Here is a 16,884-nt window from a genome sequence, read left to right on the forward strand (position 1 = left end):
CCATGCGTCGGGTGGTGAGACCCGGCACCTTCGGGTAGGCCAGCCCTCCGTTCTTACTCTGGAGTCTGGCAAACATGTTCATCGGATTTGATTACGGTACCTCCAACTGTGCCGTGGCCGTGATGGAACAAGGTAGCCCCAGGCTGCTGAATCTTGGCGCATCCCGCTATCTCCCCTCCACCCTGCATGCCCCCCACCGGGATGCTATCGCCGGTCTGTTGGCCGAAGGGCTGGCCCCCACCCAGCAGGCGGAGTACCTCAAGCTGCGTGGCCCCGTGGTCACCCGTGCCCAGATGGTTCGCCGCCAGATGCGCGAAGAGGGGCTGATCGACGAACTGAGCTTCGGCGGTGCCGCGCTGGAGCGCTATCTGGAGGAGCCGGACGACGGTTACTACATCAAATCGCCGAAATCCTTCCTCGGTGCCTATGGCCTCAAGGCACCCCAGATCGCCCTGTTTGAAGACATCGTCTGCGCCATGATGCTCCACGTCCGCCAGCAGGCGGAGCAGCAGCTCGGCGCCCCGATCCGCCAAGCGGTGATCGGTCGTCCGGTCAACTTCCAGGGTCTGGCGGGGGAAGATAGCAACAGCCAAGCCATCGCCATCCTGACCGAGGCGGCCCGTCTGGCCGGTTTCGAGCAGGTGGAGTTCCTCTATGAACCGGTGGCCGCCGGGTTTGAATTCGAGGCGCGCCTCACCGAAGACGCCGTGGTGCTGGTAGTGGATATCGGCGGCGGTACCACCGACTGCTCCATGCTGCGGATGGGCCCCAGCTACCGCGATCAGCTGGATCGCAGCGGCGACCTGCTCGGCCACAGCGGCCAGCGGATCGGCGGCAACGACTTCGATATCCGGCTGACGGTGGAGGGGATGATGCCGCTGCTCGGCATGCACGAGACCCTCAAGACCGGCAAGCCGCTGCCCCACCCGCTGTTCTGGGATGCGGCCGCCATCAACGACGTCAGCGCCCAGAGCCGTTTCTACAGCCTCGATACCGCCCGCCAGCTGCAGGATCTGCAGCTCGACAGCCTGCCGGGCAGCAAACTGGGACGGCTGGCCAGCCTGCGGGCCCACAAGCTGAGCCACCAGCTGGTGTGGCGCGCCGAGCAGGGCAAGATCGCCCTCTCGGAGCAGGAGTTCAATCGCCAGTCGCTGGCCGAGCTGGAAAAAGGGCTGGAAGCGGAGCTGACCCGCGACCAGCTGGCCAACGCCTCGGCCCTGCTGCTGGAGAAGATTGGCGAGCTGATGGACGAAGCGATTGCCGCCGCCGGTGTGCAGCCGGATCGCATCTTCGTCACCGGCGGTAGCGCCCGCTCACCGCTGATCGCCCGCTTTATCCGCCAGAAGCTCCCGTCCATCCCGCTCGAGGGGGGTGATGACTTCGGCTCGGTAGCCGCCGGTCTTGCCCGTTATGCCGAACGTCTATTCGCCAACTGATCCCCGAGATAGCGCAAACTGATGGCAATATCACCAAGGTGTTGCCATTAAGCGACAGTGGTGCGGGACAAGGGGCGACAGAAGCGGTCGGTCATCCCCTCTCGCACCCTGCTCCCGTATGCTCAAAAGGGGTATTCTTGACGCTCCCCCAACCGGAGCCCCCTCATGCCCAGATTGCCCTTTTTGCTGATCCCCCTGTTACTGCTCGCTGGCTGCAGCTCGACCGCCTTTGTTCAGCAAGATCTGCAACACCACCACTGGGTTCTGAGCAAACTGGATGGCCAACCGATCGAGGCCCCCCGCGACAATCCCCCCGATTTCGAGATCGGCGAGCACTTCACCGTCAACGGTATCGCCGGTTGTAACCGCTACTTCGGTCAGGGCCATCTGGAAGATGACAAGCTGTGGGTCACCAGTCTGGGCAGCACAGAAATGGCCTGCATGCCGCCGCTGGACACCATAGAACAGGCCGTGCTGACCACTCTAACCGAGGGGGCGACCTTGAGCGGTACCAGTCAGAACCTGATCCTGCAGGGCAAACAGCACCGTTTGGAATACACCTTGCGCGACTGGGTGTTCTAGCGCTCACAAAGCCGCATCACAAACAGGAACATGTTGTCCGGCTGTGGCACAATATGAGGCAGAGTTCGCAATGGAGGCTGCCTCAGCCATGTCGATGGATCGCCTGTTTGACAAGATCAAACAACTCCCCACTATTCCCAAGCTGCTGCACGAGTTGATGCAGAGCTTCAACGACGAGAATGCCCGCATCGACGAGATTGCGGCCAAGATCGCCATGGATCAGGTGATCAGCGTCAAGGTTCTGCGGATGGCCAACTCGGCCGCCCTGCGCCGGGGCAACGAAGTGACCTCCATCGAACAGGCGGTGATCCGGCTCGGCTTCAACCGGCTGCGCTCCGTGGTGGTCGCCTCCGGCATCATCGGCAGCTTCAAGGCCCCGCCCAGCTTCGACAAGAACAAGTTCTGGACCGAGACCTTCCAGGTCGCCACCATTGCCAAGACCCTGGCGCAGGAGACCAAGGCACTGGATCCCGAGACCGCCTTTACCTGTGCCCTGATCCACAACATCGGTGAACTGCTCATCCAGAGCACCCTGCCGGAAGAGGCGGAACTCATCAATCTGGCGATCCAGAACGGCAGCAGCCGGGTCGAGGCCCAACGGGAGATGCTGGGCTACGACTATGCCCAGCTCGGTGCCGAGCTGGCGCGGCGCTGGAGCCTCTCAGAGGCCTTCGTCGATGCCATCTCCCAGCAGCTTGACCCGCTCTCCCACGATCCGGTCAGCAAGGAGGCGGTGCTGATCCGCCTCGCCGTGTTTATCTCCTTCGCCTGGAATGCGGGAGTGCCTGCCCAGGCCATTATCGCCCGCTTCCCCAAACCGCTCGCCGACCAGTTGGGACTGGATCCCAAGTCGCTGGCAGGCCAGCTCGAAACGCTCCACGAACAGGGTAACGCCCTCGCCGATCTTCTGACTCAATAAGCATCATGACCCATCCGTTTCTGTTTCATCCCCAGGTGTCGCCCTGGTTCAAAGAGAGCGCCGACGCACTGCAACTGACCCTGTTCACCGAACTGGACGCCCCGATCCGCGAGGTGTGGCTGCGCCACGAGCCGGATAACGAGGAGTACCTGATCCCGATGACGGCGGTCTCCACCCGCGACCGGCTGCAGGTGTGGCAAGCTACCCTGCCACTTGGCAAGGGGCAGGATATCCACCTCTACTGCTTCAAGTGCCTCACCGACGAGGCGCAGTGGTGGCTGCACGGGGCAGGTGTCAGCCCCGCCATGCCGCCACGGGAGCAGCATTTTCGCTTCAACAGCCTGCACCAACCACCAGCCTGGGTGCAGGATCAGGTGTTCTACCAGATCTTCCCCGACCGCTTCTGCAACGGCGATCCGTCGCTGAGCGTCAAGCATCACGAATACGAGTACCGCGGCAAGGCGGTGATCAGCAAGGCGTGGGGCGAGCCGGTCAGCCGCCACGAAGAGGGCCACGGCGCCTGCGAATTTTACGGCGGCGATCTGGCGGGGATCGATGCCAAGCTGCACTACCTGCAGTCTCTCGGGGTGACAGCGCTCTACCTCAACCCCATCTTCGATTCGCCGAGCAACCACAAGTACGACACCCAGGACTACTTCAAGGTGGATGCTCACCTCGGCAGCAACGAGCAGTTCGCCGAGCTGACCCGCAACCTGCACCAGCGTGGCATGAAGATCATTCTCGATGCGGTGGTCAACCACACCTCGACCCAGCACCCCTGGTTCTGCCCGCCGCTGGGGGCCAACAGCAACCCGGACTCCCCGTGGCGCAGTTTCTACACCTTTGATAACGAAGGGGATTACGTCAGCTGGAAGGGCATTCGCAGCCTGCCCAAGCTCGACTTCTCCTGCGAGAAGGTACAAGACGCCGTCTATCGGGCCGACGACGCCATCCTCCGTTACTGGATGCGCGCCCCCTACCAGATCGATGGCTGGCGCTTTGACGTCATCCACATGCTGGGCGAGCGCGGCACCGCCGAGGGCAATCGCAGTCACGTGCGCGCCATTCGCGGGGCGGTGAAGCAGGAGAACCCGGACGCCTATGTGCTAGGCGAACACTTCTTCGAGGCGAGCCAGTGGCTGCAAGGGGATCAGGAGGATGGCGCCATGAACTACTACGGCTTCGCCCACCCGGTCCGCGCCTTCCTGGCTGGCAAGGACATCGCCTACCACCCCATCAAGATCAGTGCCGAAGAGCTGGATCGCTGGCTCAAGCTGGCGCGGGCCCACATCCCGTTCAAGAACCAGCTGGCCCAGTTCAACCTGCTGGACAGTCACGACACCGCCCGCTTCCTCCACCTGCTGGGCGAGGACAAGCAGCGGATGCAGCTGGCCGCCACCCTGCTGCTCACCTATATCGGTGTGCCGTCCATCTACTACGGCGATGAAGTAGGGCTCTCCGGCGGCAACGACCCGGACTGCCGCCGCTGCTTCCCGTGGGATACCACAGATTGGGATCATGTGCTGCACGACCACTATCGTCGGCTGATCCAGATCCGCCGCCAGCGCCCCTCCCTGCGCCGTGGCGATATCCAGACCCTCTATGCCGGGCCCCACAGCTATGTGTTCGCCCGTACCCTGCAAAGCGATCAGGTGGTAGTGGCCTGCAACCGTCACCCGAGCGAGCCACGCACCATCAGTCTGCCCCTGTGGCAGACCGCCAGCCCCGCCAGCCGCTTCACCGACGCCTTCAATGGCGAGAAGTTCGAAGTGGTGCAGGGCGAGGTGCAGCTCACCATCCCCGCCAACTCGGCCAGGGTGCTGATCTCCAGCTAAGTGGGCGGCTGACGCGCTGAAAAACAAAACCGGAGCACAAAGTCTCCGGTTTTTTTTCCGCTCAATCCACCATGGCGTCTGGCCCCTTGCCCGCCGCCATCAGTAGTTGATGCTGACGTAGGGCACTTCCGGTACCTGCCAGCGCTGCTTGAGGTAGACGGTCAGCACGAAGAAGAAGTTGGCCAGCAGGTTGGCGAAGCGATAGAGAATGGGATCGAAGGTCACCTCGCTCTCTTCCAGCCGGACCAGCAGCCGCACCACCTTCTTGCTGCCGCAGCGGCACAGATGGAGGGTGGGAATGGGCTGTGGCCCCTGCGGCAGCACAAAACCGGTGACGCTGCCGCGACTCGCCTCGTTGTAGTAGTCATAACGGGCCTTGAGCCACTCAAGATCTGCATCGAAAATCCCCAGCTTGCCGCGCACCGAGCCGTTGAGGTTGTAGATAAGCCGCTGCAAGGCCGCGAGATCCGCCAGCATGGGCTCGGTATTGGCATCCGGCGCAAGGTGTGACAGCACGGCTCCGACCTGACAGCAGAGCTCGTCGGTGGCGATTTCAAAATCACATTTGAGCGAGGTTTCGAAGATAAAGGGGTAGCAGAGCTCGCGCTTGTCTCTTGGCTTCTTGGGGTTCATGGGGCAACCGGATGGGAGAAAAGGCCAGTTTGCCAGCACCGGGAAGGGCTGGCAAACGGCAGGTTATGGCTTGGGTTGCACGCTGGCGGCTCAGACGCTCTTGCCAGCAGGCTCGGTAGACGGCTGGAACTGGCTGATCATCCGCAGCGCCTCCAGCATCCGCTGGTTGAAGCTGGTGAAGCGATCGACCTGCAGCGGGTCCTCTTCCCCTCTCGCGGCCAACACGGCCGGGGTCAGCGCCTGTTGCTGGGATGGTGGCAGCAGGCTATCCGCCTGTTTCTGCACCTGATCCAGCTTGGGCAGATAGTCGGCAAACGGCTTGATGAGATCCTGCAGGGAGTGAGCCCCCTGATAGGTCTGGCTCAGCTTGACGCTCTGCTTGAGCTTGAGGGAGTAGGAGGCCAGCTGGCTGTCATCCAGTTTCAGCTCGCTCGCCTTGTCCAGCAGATCCTCGAAGTTGCCGGAGAAGAAGTTCCCCGCCAGCTCGTCGATCCCCTTGACCAGCTTGCCGATGGACTCCATCTCGTCGCTGTTGAGATCCCCCTCCAGCGAGAAGCTGAAGCTCTGGCTCGACTTGAGGCTGAACTGGCTGCCGCTCTCGCCGCTCTGGGACTTGGTCTGCCAGCTATCGTTGAAGCGCAGCACCACCTTGTCGCCATCCTTGGTCTGGATTTCCAGATAGCCCTGCTGGCGGCTGGCCATCTCGGCCTGCCCCATGTCGGTCGGGGAGACCTTGCCGAAGAACTCCTTCTCGAACTCCTCGAGCCCCTTCTGGATCAGCTTGTAGCTCTGATCGATACCGGTCTTGATATCCTCGTTGTCGGTCGCCCACTTGCCGAGCTGTTTTTTTGCCTCGCCAAAGCCCTTGTCGATCCCCTTGCGGGCCTGTTCCATCATCCCGCTCAGGTCGTCATCGGATTTACCATCGGCCCGCGCAGTACCAAGCCGCCCGGTCACGAACTGCAGCACGTTGTCCGCCACCGACTGGAAGTCGAACAGGGTCTCAGGGGTGATCTCCTCAGGCTCCTTCATTTTGGGAGCCTGATAACCCTGGCCGTTGATCTCCAGCGAGAACTGCAGCGCCTGCTGGATCAGCACTTGCGCCCACTTGGGCGGCTTGTGCAAGGAGACCTCCTCCTCGCTCTTGACCTGTTTCGACTCCGCCTGTTGCGGCGATTTGGGAGAAACACCCACTCCCTTGGGTTGGGCCGCGCCCACGCCTTCGATTTGCATAATGTGTCCTCCCACCATGCCTGTAGATCAGCTATCGGCCTGACTGAACACTTCTTGACCACAAAATACTGGACAATCTGCCGCTGGCTTTTAAAATCGGGCCCCTTTGGGTGGCCTGTTGCCTTCCCCCGATTTCGACCCGGCCCGGCCGGTGTGTATGTGAGGTATTTATGACCCAGTCCCAACAGCCTTCCGCGAACGCTCCGGCGCCTAGAACCGCGGCCGACTATCAGGCCCAACTCGACGAAAAGAGCGCTCGCCTCACCGAGCTGTTTGCCGGCTTCACCCTCCCGGCGCTGGAAGTGCACAGCTCACCGGCCGAGTACTACCGGATGCGCGCCGAATTTCGCATCTGGCACGAAGGGGATGACCTCTTCCACTGCATGTATGCCCCGGCGACCAAAGAGATCATCAAGATAGACCACTTCCCTACTGCCAGCCGCCTCATCAACCAGTTGATGCCGCTGCTGCTGGAGGGGCTGCGCCCGCACCCTGTGCTGCGCCGCAAGTTGTTCCAGATCGACTACCTCTCCACCCAGTCCGGCCAGATCATTGTCAGCCTGCTCTATCACCGCAAGCTGGAAGCCGAGTGGCAACAGGCCGCCGAGGCGCTGCAGGCAGACCTGCGCGCCAAGGGGTTCGCACTGCAGCTGATTGGCCGCGCCCACAAGCAGAAGATCTGTCTGGGGGATGACTTCGTCATCGAGCAGCTCAACGTGGCGGGTCGCCAGCTCACCTACAAGCAGGTGGAGAACAGCTTCACCCAGCCCAACGCCGCCATCAACGAGCAGATGCTGGCCTGGGCACTCGATGTGACCAAGGGGAGCGAAGGGGACCTGCTGGAGCTTTATTGCGGCAACGGCAACTTCTCCATCGCGCTGGCGCAGAACTTCCGCAAGGTGCTGGCCACCGAGATCGCCAAGCCGAGCGTCGACTCCGCCCAGTTCAACATCGCCGCCAACGGCGTCGACAACCTGATCATCCTGCGCATGTCAGCCGAGGAGTTCACCATGGCGATGCGTGGCGAGCGGGAGTTCAACCGCCTCAAGGGGGTCGATCTCAAGAGCTACCAGTGCAACACCATCTTCGTCGACCCGCCCCGCGCCGGTCTCGATGATGCCACCGTCAAGCTGGTGCAGGAGTACGACAACATCCTCTACATCTCCTGCAACCCCGAGACTCTGCAGGCCAACATGGCGGTACTGGGCGAGACCCACGAGATCGCCCGTTTCGCCCTGTTCGACCAGTTCCCCTGGACCCATCACATGGAAGCCGGGGTCTATCTGCGCCGCAAGGCCGGTTGATTCAGGCCGAAGGGAAAACAACAACAGGGCCGGATGGCCCTGTTTTGTTATTGGCAGAACACCGGCCTCACTCCAGCCGGAAGTGCCCCACTATCTCCCGCAGCCGGTCGTAGGTCTGCCCCATCGCCGCAGAACTGGCGACCGTTGCCTCCCCGTTGTGGGTCAGCTGGCGGATCACCTCGGCGATGGCGCTCATGTTGCGGTTAATCTCTTCGGCCACCGCGCTCTGCTGCTCCGCCGCCGTGGCGATATGACTGATGAGATCGTTGATCTCCACCACTTCTCCCGCCATCAGATCCAGCGACTCGTTGACCTTGGTGGTGTTCTCGGCTGCTCCCTGACAGCTCTGCTTGGTGTTGCCCATGGCCTCCACCACAGTCCGGGTGCCGCGCTGCAGGCTGGCCAGCATGGTCTGGATCTCGGCCGTGCTCTTCTGGGTGCGAGCCGCCAGCGAGCGCACCTCGTCTGCCACCACCGCAAAGCCGCGACCCTGTTCCCCGGCGCGGGCCGCCTCGATGGCGGCGTTGAGCGCCAGCAGGTTGGTCTGTTCGGCAATGCTGCCGATAACCCCCAGCACAGAGCCAATCTGCTGCACATCCTGCTGCATCGCTTCGATGGAGCGGGCGGTCTCCGCCACCTCGTCCACCAGCGCCATCACGCTGGCCATCGCCTGATCCACCACCTGACGGGACTGGCTCGCCAGCTGCTGGCTCTGGCCGGTGAGCTGGGCGGTGCTGGCCGCACTCTCGGAGACGGAGACCGCGGTGCGGCTCATCTCGTTGATGGCGGTCACCACCTGCTCGGTCTCGCGCACATGGTCCGCCAGCAGGGACTGGGCGGCGCCGGTCTGACTGGCCAACCCCTCGATGCCGCTGTTGAGCTGGCCGCTCGCCTGCCGCACCTCTCCCATCATCTCCTGCAACCGTTCGATAAAGCGGTTGATCCCGGCCGAGATCTGGCCCAGATCATCCTTGCTGGTCACCGCCAGCCGGCGAGTGAGATCACCGCTGCCACGGGAGAGCTCCAGCACCAGATCCCGCAACGAGACAATGGGTCGATAGGCCACGTTGAGCGCCAGCATCGCCAACACCATCACCACGATCGCCACACCGAACAGCGCCATGATGATCTGGCCGTTGAGGGACCGGGTCATGGCCCGGATGTAGTCAAGATCGATGTAGCCGGTCAGGGTCCAGCTGCTGCCGCGAATATCCAGCTGGTTGGGGCGCGCTTCGCTCTCCCCTTGCGGCTTGCTGTCATAGAGGCTGTTTCCCTGACTGTCGGCCAGCGAGAAGTAACGGCCCTCGCCACTCATCTTCTCCAGCAGGCTTTTGAACTCGCTCATGTCGAGGTAGTAGAGATAGGCGGAATCAGCGCCGCGCGGCACCAGAATGGTGATGACCGGCTTGCCATCCACCTGTTGCAGCGGGCTGACGGTGATCTGGTTGTTGGCGGCGGGGATCAGCTTGCGCAGGGCATCGACTCTGGCGCTGTCGTTGATGACCCCGCTCACATCGAACGCCATGTCGCCAATCACCTTGACGATGTTGTGAAAGCCGGTCTCTTGCAGGGTCTTCTTGACGTTGGTCACCCCGAAGTTGAGGTTGGCGGCCAACAGGATTTTCTGATTGATGTCGCTGGCCAGCTTCTCTTTGACCAGGGTGATCTGCTCGTTGATGTTATGGGTGGCCTGAGTGCGAATGTAGCCACTGATGAAGTGGTTGACGCTGAACCCGGCGGTGCCGATGGTGACCAGAATGGCCAGTAGCAGCAAGAGGTAAATCTTGACCTTGAATGGCATGGGTTCCCTCCAGAAGAGAGGGCTGGCAGCGCCAACCCTCCCTGCCAATCGTTATTTCTTCTTGGCGTACTTCATGGAATCCAGTGCCACCGCCAGAATGATGATGCCGCCCTTGATGATGAACTGCCAGTAAGGGCTGACCCCGATATAGGTCAAACCATAGTTGATCAGGGTGAAAATGAGTACGCCGGTGATCACACCCGCAACCGTCCCCACCCCGCCAGCAAACGACACGCCGCCCACCACGCACGCCGCGATGGCATCCAGCTCGTACATGAAGCCGAGGTTGTTGGTGGCGCTACCGATCCGGCCCGCTTCCAGCATGCCGCCGAAGGCGTAGAACACCCCCGCCAGCGCATAGATCATCACCAGATTGACCGCCACGTTGACGCCGGAGACCTTGGCCGCTTCCGGGTTGCCACCGATGGCGAAGATGTTTTTGCCAAAGCGGGTCTTGTTCCACAGCACCCAGACAAAGACGCTGGCGATGGCCGCATAGAAGGTGAGATACGAGAGCTTGAATCCTCCTATCCGGATAAAGCCCTGGGCGAAACTGGAGAAGCGGGGATCAAACCCGGCCACCGGCGACGCCCCTACCGAGTCAAAGTAGAGGGAGTTGATACCGTAGACGATGATCATGGTGCCCAGGGTGGTAATGAACGGGGTGACGTTCAAATAGGCCACGATCAGACCGTTAACCAGCCCGATCAGCGCCCCCACCGCACACACCAACAGGATCACCACCGGAATGGGCACCTCCCCCAGCGTGGGGAACACCTTGTTGACGTTGGTCAGCGCCTGCAACATGGTCGCCGCAATCAGCGCCGCCAGGCCAACCTGACGACCGGCCGAGAGATCCGTCCCCTGGGTGATGATGATGCCCGCAACTCCCAGCGCGATGATGACCCGCACCGAGGACTGGGTCAGGATGTTGCTGAAGTTGGTGAGGCTCAGGAAGGATGGCTCCTGAATCACGATGACCATGAGCAGCACCAGCAGCACCAGATAGATGGCGTTTTCCTTGAGCGCCTGCATCAGATTGAAATTTTTAGCCGACTCCATAAATGTCTTCCTGTCTCTAGAGGTACAGAGATGCCAGGCGCAGTATCTCGCTCTGGTCAGTTTCTTTGGTATTGACGATCCCGGCGACCCGGCCATTGCTCATCACCATGATGCGGTCGGTGATCCCCAGCAATTCCGGCATCTCTGACGAGATGATGATGATCCCTTTGTCCTTCTTCGCCAGCTCCAGGATGAGCTGATAGATCTCGAACTTGGCCCCGACGTCGATGCCGCGGGTGGGCTCGTCGAGCATCAGGATCTCCGGCTGGGTCAGCAGCCAGCGACCGATGATCACCTTCTGCTGGTTGCCCCCGGAGAGGGAACCGATCTGGGTCTGCTGGGTCGGCGTCTTGACCCGCATGGAGTCGATGACCCACTGGGTATCGCTCTTCATCTTGTTGTCGCTGAGCAGCCCCATGGAGCCTTTGTAGCTGTCCATGTTGGCGATCAGGGAGTTGAAGGCGATATCGAGCCGCGAATAGATGCCGGTGGAGCGGCGCTCTTCCGTCACCAGCGCAAAGCCGTTGCGAATCGCTTCGTGGGCGTTGTGGTTGGCCACCTCTTTGCCGTGCAGCTTGATGCTGCCCTGGCTGCGATCGCGAATACCGAACAGGGTCTCGACGATATCGGTGCGCTTGGCCCCCACCAGTCCGGCGATGCCGAGGATCTCCCCCTTGTGCAGGTTGAAGGTCACATCCTGAATGGAGGGCTGGTTCTTCGCCGTCAGGTGCTCGATCTCGAGGATCACCTCTTTCGGCTGGTTGGTTTTTTCCGGGAAGCGCTGGGTCAGTTCACGGCCGACCATCATCCCGATGATCTGATCCATGGTCATGCCCTTGAGCGGCTGGGTTGCCACCCACTGGCCATCCCGCAATATGGTGATCTCGTCACAGAGCTGGAAGATCTCTTCCATCTTGTGGGAGATGTAGACGATGCCACACCCCTTATCCTTCAACTTGTTGATGATCTTGAAGAGGTGGTTCACCTCTTTCTCGGTCAGCGAGGAGGTGGGTTCGTCCATGATGACGATCTTGGCGTCGTAGGAGAACGCCTTGGCGATCTCGATCATCTGCATCTGGGAGACCGACAGGGTCGCAACCTTGACCCGCGGGTCGATGTCGATGTCGAGCTCATCGAAGATGCGCTTGGTGTCGTCATACATCTTGCCGTGGTCGATAAACCACCCCCTGGTGGGGTAGCGGCCGAGCCACATGTTATCCATCACGGAGCGCTGCAACACCAGGTTGAGCTCCTGATGCACCATGGAGACGCCATTTTCCAGCGCCTCTTTCGAGGAGGTGAAGTTGATCTCCTGCCCCTTGAAGAAGATCTTGCCCTGATCCTTCTCGTAAATGCCGAACAGGCACTTGAGCAGGGTGGATTTCCCCGCTCCGTTCTCGCCCATCAACGCATGCACAGAATGAGGACGGACCCGTAAATTGACATTATCGAGTGCCTTGACGCCGGGAAAGCTCTTACTGACGTCAATCATCTCCAACAGCCATTCTGATTGTTGCTGTGTTGTCATATCAGCCATCACATCTGGTTGAAAAAAGGGCAAGGGGATCTCCCTTGCCCTGGAGGGGGAATTACTCGAATTGGGACAGGTTGTCTTTATCCACACCAACGTAGGCAACGCGCACTACCTTGTTGTCGATCTTCCAGTTGGTTCCTTCACCGGCCGGTTTGCCTTCAGCCAGGTTCTTGGTCAGCTCGAAGGTGGCTTTGGCCTGGTTGGCCGCATCGTTCAGCACGGTACCCGCCATGGCACCGCTCTTGACCATGGCCAGCGCTTCCGGCAGCGCATCGACGCCGAATACCGGGATATTGCTCTTGCCCTGGGCTTTCAGTGACTCGACCGCGCCCATTGCCATGCCATCGTTGTTGGCGATGACCACTTCGATCTTGTTGGCGTTGGGGCCGGAGATCCAGGCGTCCATCTTGTCTTTCGCCATGGCGGTATCCCACATACCGGTATCCATGTGCAGCTGATCCGTCTTGACGCCGCCATCGTTCAGGGTCTTGATCACGTAGGAGGTACGGGCTTCCGCATCCGGGTGGCCCGGCTCCCCTTTCAGCAGCACGAACTGGATCACGCCATCCTTGTTCAGATCCCACTCCGGATGGGCTTTCCAGTGTTTGGCAATCAGCTGACCCTGGATGATCCCTGACTCCTTGGAGTCGGTCCCCACGTAGTAGGCCTTGTCATAGCTGGCCAGATCGGTAGCGCTCGGCTCCTTGTTGTAGAAGACCACCGGGATATCTTCACCGCGAGCCTTCTCGATCACCACCGGCGCCGCTGCCGGGTCAACCAGGTTGATGGCCAGCGCCTTCACCCCTTTGGCCAGCAGCACGTCGATCTGGTCGTTCTGCTTGGACTGGTCGTTCTGGGAGTCGTTCATCAGCAGCTCCACACCCGGAGTGGCTGCCGCCTCCTTCTCGATGGCCTTGCGCACTACCGCCATGAAGTTGTCGTCGTATTTGTAGACGGTCACCCCGATACGGGTGTCAGCCTGGGCATTGGCGCCAGCCATCATGCCCATCAGCAGGGCGGCAACGGTCGTCAGTTTTTTCATTGTGTGTGCTCCGATGTATCTATCTGTTTGTTTGTAGGGTGGCGAGCAATTGAGCAAGCGCCAGTCAATGTAATCAGTTTGTTGTCATTTCTTCTGTGATCATGACGACAAAATGAAAACGATTACACTCTGTTACATTGAGTGTTTTATTTTATTTATCAATGACATAAAAATTAAATCCGAATGCGAGACTCAAACAATTCCATTGCATAGAGGCTAGTCGTTATCGCTCTGTTGTCAAAACGGTCCGACTGATTCAACCGAGAGTGCAACCCCAGCGGTAACGGCGCCCCAGCAACTGATACTCGGGACGCACGCTCTGGCTCCAGGAGTCATCGCCGCCCACCCCCATGTGGGCGCCATCGAGGCAGACCCACAGCCCCTCTTCGGCCACCAGATCGCCCTGGTGACGAGCAGCGGCCAGCTGTTGCTGACTGAAGCGGCTGGCGCTGAAATGGAAGGTGCCGCTCACCGTCGTGCTGCCCAGCTGCAGTTGGTGGGTATCGCAGCGCAAGCCGTTGTCGCTCGGGAAGATGTAAGGGGTGTGCATGGCCTCCAGCGGCAAACTCCAGCGACCCAGATCGGCGCCCAGCAGGCGATCCGGATAGTTCTCGTGAGGACCTCGCCCCAGCCATTCGGCTCGCGCCGGCACCTCGGCCAGATGGAGCAGCAGACCGATCCGCGGCAGCGACGGCAACGCCTGCGCCAGCTCGGTCTCTATCTCCAGGCTCATGGTGCCGTCGTCGGCAAAGCGGTGATGCCAGTGACTCACCAGCAGCAGCTCATCGTGGTGGAAGTAGCCGTGACTGACCCGGATATCCGCTCCGGCGACCGAGATCCCCAAACAGCGGTGTTGCCACTGACCGAGGCCACAGCCCTGCCAGCGAGCAATCCAGGAGCCAGGGTCGGCGTGATCCGCTTCGCTGGTGCCGATGTCGTTGTCCAGCGGCGCGCGGTAGAAGTGATCCATGATTGGCGCCAGCAGCTGCTCCTGCCCCGATTTTTGCCAACTGGTGATGCGACCGCTCTGCTTGTCGAGCCACCACTGGCTGTTTGCGGCAGTGATCCGCCAGCCATCCGGCTGCTCGCTCAGGGTGGCGGCAGCGGCAGGAACAGGCAGAGCAAGGGGGGTCGGCAGGGTGAACTGCTGACGGGCGACCTTGTGATCCGCCTGCGACCAGAGGGTGGCCTGTGGCTGAACGATGGCCAGATCGAGCCAGGCCAGTGAGCCTGCCGCAAAGGCGGGCAGCGTCTCGCTCAGGGTCAACTCGACCGCCCCTTGCGGCGCCAGTGTGAGGGAAACCTCCCCCTGCTGCTGCACATGGCCGTTCTCGCACAGCTGCCAGCACAGCCGCTCGTTATCGGTTTCCCGGAACAGGTATTCGCTCTCGATCCGTACCCGCAGCGGGGTGTGCTCAAGCAGAGTGAAGCGGAACGGCTGCTGGGCACGCTTCGCCTCGCACAGGGCGGGATGGGGGGTGCGATCCGGGAACAACAGGCCGTTGCAGCAGAACTGGCGATCGTTTTGCAGATCGCCAAAATCGCCGCCATAGCCCCAGTAGTGGCGGCCATCGGCGGTGTATTTGTCGAGCCCCTGATCGACCCAATCCCAGACAAACCCGCCTTGCAGACGTGGATGATCGCGAAACGCCTGCCAGTAGTGGGCGTAGCCCCCCAGACTGTTGCCCATGGCGTGGGCATATTCGCAGAGGATCAGCGGCCGGTGCTCGCCGGGCAGGCCGATCCACTTGGCCAGCGCCCACTTGGGCACCGCCGGGAAGGGTTGATCCTGATGGGTTCTGGCATACATGGGGCAGATGATGTCGGTGGCCGGGGTATCGGCCCCGCCCCCCTCGTACTGCACCGGACGGCTCGGGTCGCTGCGCTTGATCCAGCCATACATGGCATCGTGGGCCGGGCCGTAACCCGACTCGTTGCCGAGCGACCAGATGATGATCGAGGGGTGGTTGAAATCCCGTGCCACCATACGGGTCGCCCGCTCCAGAAAGGCGTTGCTCCAGGCGGGATCCCGTGACAGCCGCCCCATGGGGGTCATGCCGTGGGTCTCCAGATTCGCCTCGTCCACCACATAGAGGCCGAGCCGGTCGCACAGGCGATAAAAATCGGGGTGGTTGGGATAGTGGGAGCAGCGCACCGCATTGAAATTGTGCCGCTTCATCAGCAGCAGATCCCGCTCCATGGTGGAGCGATCGATGGCATAACCCTTGGCGGGATGGTGTTCATGACGGTTGGCACCGCGAACAAGCAGCGGCTGACCGTTGACCCGCAGCAGGCCGCCACGGATCTCCACCACCCGGAAGCCCACATCGCACGCTTCGCTCTCGATGGCCTGGCCCTGCTCGTCCAGCAAGGTCAGGGTCAGACGATAGAGATGGGGCGTCTCGGCGCTCCACTTGCGCGGCGCAGCTACATCGAGCCACAGCTCGGCGCGATCGTCATAAGCCCCTTTTTCGTCAATGGCCTGGGTGCCGATCGGCTGGCGCAGGGTCGCGACCCGCTCGCCGCCGCCATAGAGATTGGCCTCTACCGACAGACCGGTCGCATTGGCCGCCTGCAGTGCAATCTTGAGACGGCCATCCCGATAGCAGGCATCCAGCTCGGGGGTCACCCGCATATCCATCAGATGGCGGGCCGGTTTGTGCAGCAGGCTGACGGAGCGGAAGATCCCCGACAGCCACCACATATCCTGATCTTCCAGATAGGAACCATCGGACCAGCGCAGCACCAGCACCGCCAGCCGGTTTCGACCGGCGTGCAGGTACGAGGTCAGATCGAACTCGGCGGGCAGGCGGCTGTCCTGGGAGTAACCGACCCAGCGGCCGTTGCAGAAGAGATAGAAGGCGCTGCTCACCCCGTCAAAGATGATCCGGCTCTGGCCGCTGGCCAGCCACTCGGCGGGCAGATCGAACTCGCGGGAGTAGCAACCGGTGGGGTTCTCTGAAGGCACCCGGGGCGGATCGCAGGGAAAGGGGTACTTGATATTGGTGTAGATGGGGCCATCGGTGAGCGGCCGCGCAGCCGGATAGGCGGCATCCAGCTGCCAGTTACCCGGCACGGTAATGGGAGTGGCATCCGCCAGATCCTGCGCCAACCAGCTCTCGGGCACCCGCTCGGGGGCGGCAAAGAAGGAGAAGCGCCACTCGCCATCGAGCAAGAGACGGGAGGAAGAGGCCAAATCACCTCTGGCATCCGCTTCGCTGCGCCAGCTGAACATGGGGGTATGAGCAGCCAGCCGGTTTACCGACGTAATAGCCTGAGTCTGCCAATCCTGACGCGCCACTATCTCCCTGAGCATTCACTCTCTCCCTGCTGATTGGAAAACGTATTCAGTCTAGAGAAGTATGACGCAGGGAACGGCGATCTCGCTCACATATATGTAAACGATTACACTGAATTTGTTAAGTCAAGCGGAGTAAAAATGATTAAAAATAGGTAAAACAATAATTGTGCAAGAAACGGCCCCGAACAGGGCCACAAAAGGG

Annotated in this window: 12 protein-coding genes; 5 read left to right on the plus strand and 7 right to left on the minus strand. The window is 61.1% G+C overall.

The genetic code is table 11. The features are described from left to right. Window positions 1-74 precede the first annotated feature (74 nt). From yegD to malZ, 4 genes are all read left to right on the plus strand, one after another. Window positions 75-1,436, plus strand: coding sequence for a molecular chaperone (yegD, locus tag BSP75_RS15265; RefSeq protein WP_075113743.1), 1,362 nt, complete (start codon window positions 75-77; stop codon window positions 1,434-1,436). A gap of 165 nt (window positions 1,437-1,601) precedes the next feature. Next, window positions 1,602-2,018 carry an META domain-containing protein gene (locus BSP75_RS15270; protein WP_064339147.1) on the plus strand — a complete coding sequence of 139 codons (417 nt, stop codon included), beginning with the start codon at window positions 1,602-1,604 and terminating at the stop codon, window positions 2,016-2,018. Window positions 2,019-2,088: 70 nt separating this feature from the next. Continuing rightward, window positions 2,089-2,937: an HDOD domain-containing protein gene (locus BSP75_RS15275; protein WP_075113744.1), complete on the plus strand. Its 849-nt coding sequence runs from the start codon at window positions 2,089-2,091 to the stop codon at window positions 2,935-2,937. Window positions 2,938-2,942: 5 nt separating this feature from the next. Then, window positions 2,943-4,772, plus strand: coding sequence for a maltodextrin glucosidase (gene malZ / locus BSP75_RS15280; protein ID WP_075113745.1), 1,830 nt, complete (start codon window positions 2,943-2,945; stop codon window positions 4,770-4,772). A gap of 99 nt (window positions 4,773-4,871) precedes the next feature. Here malZ and BSP75_RS15285 read toward each other — a convergent pair whose 3' ends face one another. Beyond that, window positions 4,872-5,405 carry an ATP--cob(I)alamin adenosyltransferase gene (locus tag BSP75_RS15285; protein ID WP_075113746.1) on the minus strand — a complete coding sequence of 178 codons (534 nt, stop codon included), beginning with the start codon at window positions 5,403-5,405 and terminating at the stop codon, window positions 4,872-4,874. Window positions 5,406-5,495: 90 nt separating this feature from the next. After that, window positions 5,496-6,638, minus strand: a complete 1,143-nt coding sequence (locus BSP75_RS15290) for a DUF5610 domain-containing protein (RefSeq protein WP_075113747.1) — start codon at window positions 6,636-6,638, stop codon at window positions 5,496-5,498. A 170-nt stretch (window positions 6,639-6,808) separates the two neighbouring features. On the opposite strand from BSP75_RS15290, the gene trmA reads away from it, so the two are divergent. After that, the gene (gene trmA, locus BSP75_RS15295; RefSeq protein ID WP_075113748.1) at window positions 6,809-7,942 is read left to right on the plus strand and encodes a tRNA (uridine(54)-C5)-methyltransferase TrmA; all 1,134 of its coding nucleotides are present in this window, start codon (window positions 6,809-6,811) and stop codon (window positions 7,940-7,942) included. Window positions 7,943-8,009: 67 nt separating this feature from the next. On the opposite strand, the gene BSP75_RS15300 is transcribed toward trmA, so the two are convergent. From BSP75_RS15300 to BSP75_RS15320, 5 genes are all read right to left on the minus strand, one after another. Then, on the minus strand, window positions 8,010-9,743 hold the full coding sequence (locus BSP75_RS15300) for a methyl-accepting chemotaxis protein (protein WP_075113749.1): 1,734 nt from the start codon (window positions 9,741-9,743) through the stop codon (window positions 8,010-8,012). Between the two features lie 51 nt (window positions 9,744-9,794). After that, a complete protein-coding gene (gene mglC / locus BSP75_RS15305) occupies window positions 9,795-10,805 on the minus strand; it encodes a galactose/methyl galactoside ABC transporter permease MglC (RefSeq protein WP_075113750.1) in 1,011 nt (336 codons plus the stop codon). A 16-nt stretch (window positions 10,806-10,821) separates the two neighbouring features. Then, window positions 10,822-12,342 carry a galactose/methyl galactoside ABC transporter ATP-binding protein MglA gene (mglA, locus tag BSP75_RS15310; protein WP_075113798.1) on the minus strand — a complete coding sequence of 507 codons (1,521 nt, stop codon included), beginning with the start codon at window positions 12,340-12,342 and terminating at the stop codon, window positions 10,822-10,824. A 52-nt stretch (window positions 12,343-12,394) separates the two neighbouring features. Beyond that, entirely contained in the window at window positions 12,395-13,381 is a 987-nt protein-coding gene (gene mglB / locus BSP75_RS15315; protein ID WP_042059495.1) for a galactose/glucose ABC transporter substrate-binding protein MglB, read from the minus strand. Window positions 13,382-13,637: 256 nt separating this feature from the next. Next, complete coding sequence (locus BSP75_RS15320) at window positions 13,638-16,697, minus strand: beta-galactosidase (protein WP_075113751.1); 3,060 nt, start codon at window positions 16,695-16,697, stop codon at window positions 13,638-13,640. Window positions 16,698-16,884: the final 187 nt, after the last annotated feature.

It is taken from the genome of Aeromonas sp. YN13HZO-058 (genome assembly GCF_001921245.1).
GTDB classification, from domain to species: domain Bacteria; phylum Pseudomonadota; class Gammaproteobacteria; order Enterobacterales; family Aeromonadaceae; genus Aeromonas; species Aeromonas allosaccharophila.

What these genes read in the sequence shown, in the direction of transcription:
- BSP75_RS15285 (WP_075113746.1), bottom strand. Translation starts at nt 5,405, where the DNA reads ATGAACCCCAAGAAGCCAAGAGACAAGCGCGAGCTCTGCTACCCCTTT.
- mglC (WP_075113750.1), bottom strand. Translation starts at nt 10,805, where the DNA reads ATGGAGTCGGCTAAAAATTTCAATCTGATGCAGGCGCTCAAGGAAAAC.
- BSP75_RS15320 (WP_075113751.1), bottom strand. Translation starts at nt 16,697, where the DNA reads ATGCTCAGGGAGATAGTGGCGCGTCAGGATTGGCAGACTCAGGCTATT.
- BSP75_RS15270 (WP_064339147.1), top strand. Translation starts at nt 1,602, where the DNA reads ATGCCCAGATTGCCCTTTTTGCTGATCCCCCTGTTACTGCTCGCTGGC.
- BSP75_RS15275 (WP_075113744.1), top strand. Translation starts at nt 2,089, where the DNA reads ATGGAGGCTGCCTCAGCCATGTCGATGGATCGCCTGTTTGACAAGATC.
- trmA (WP_075113748.1), top strand. Translation starts at nt 6,809, where the DNA reads ATGACCCAGTCCCAACAGCCTTCCGCGAACGCTCCGGCGCCTAGAACC.
- BSP75_RS15300 (WP_075113749.1), bottom strand. Translation starts at nt 9,743, where the DNA reads ATGCCATTCAAGGTCAAGATTTACCTCTTGCTGCTACTGGCCATTCTG.
- yegD (WP_075113743.1), top strand. Translation starts at nt 75, where the DNA reads ATGTTCATCGGATTTGATTACGGTACCTCCAACTGTGCCGTGGCCGTG.
- BSP75_RS15290 (WP_075113747.1), bottom strand. Translation starts at nt 6,638, where the DNA reads ATGCAAATCGAAGGCGTGGGCGCGGCCCAACCCAAGGGAGTGGGTGTT.
- mglB (WP_042059495.1), bottom strand. Translation starts at nt 13,381, where the DNA reads ATGAAAAAACTGACGACCGTTGCCGCCCTGCTGATGGGCATGATGGCT.
- malZ (WP_075113745.1), top strand. Translation starts at nt 2,943, where the DNA reads ATGACCCATCCGTTTCTGTTTCATCCCCAGGTGTCGCCCTGGTTCAAA.
- mglA (WP_075113798.1), bottom strand. Translation starts at nt 12,342, where the DNA reads ATGGCTGATATGACAACACAGCAACAATCAGAATGGCTGTTGGAGATG.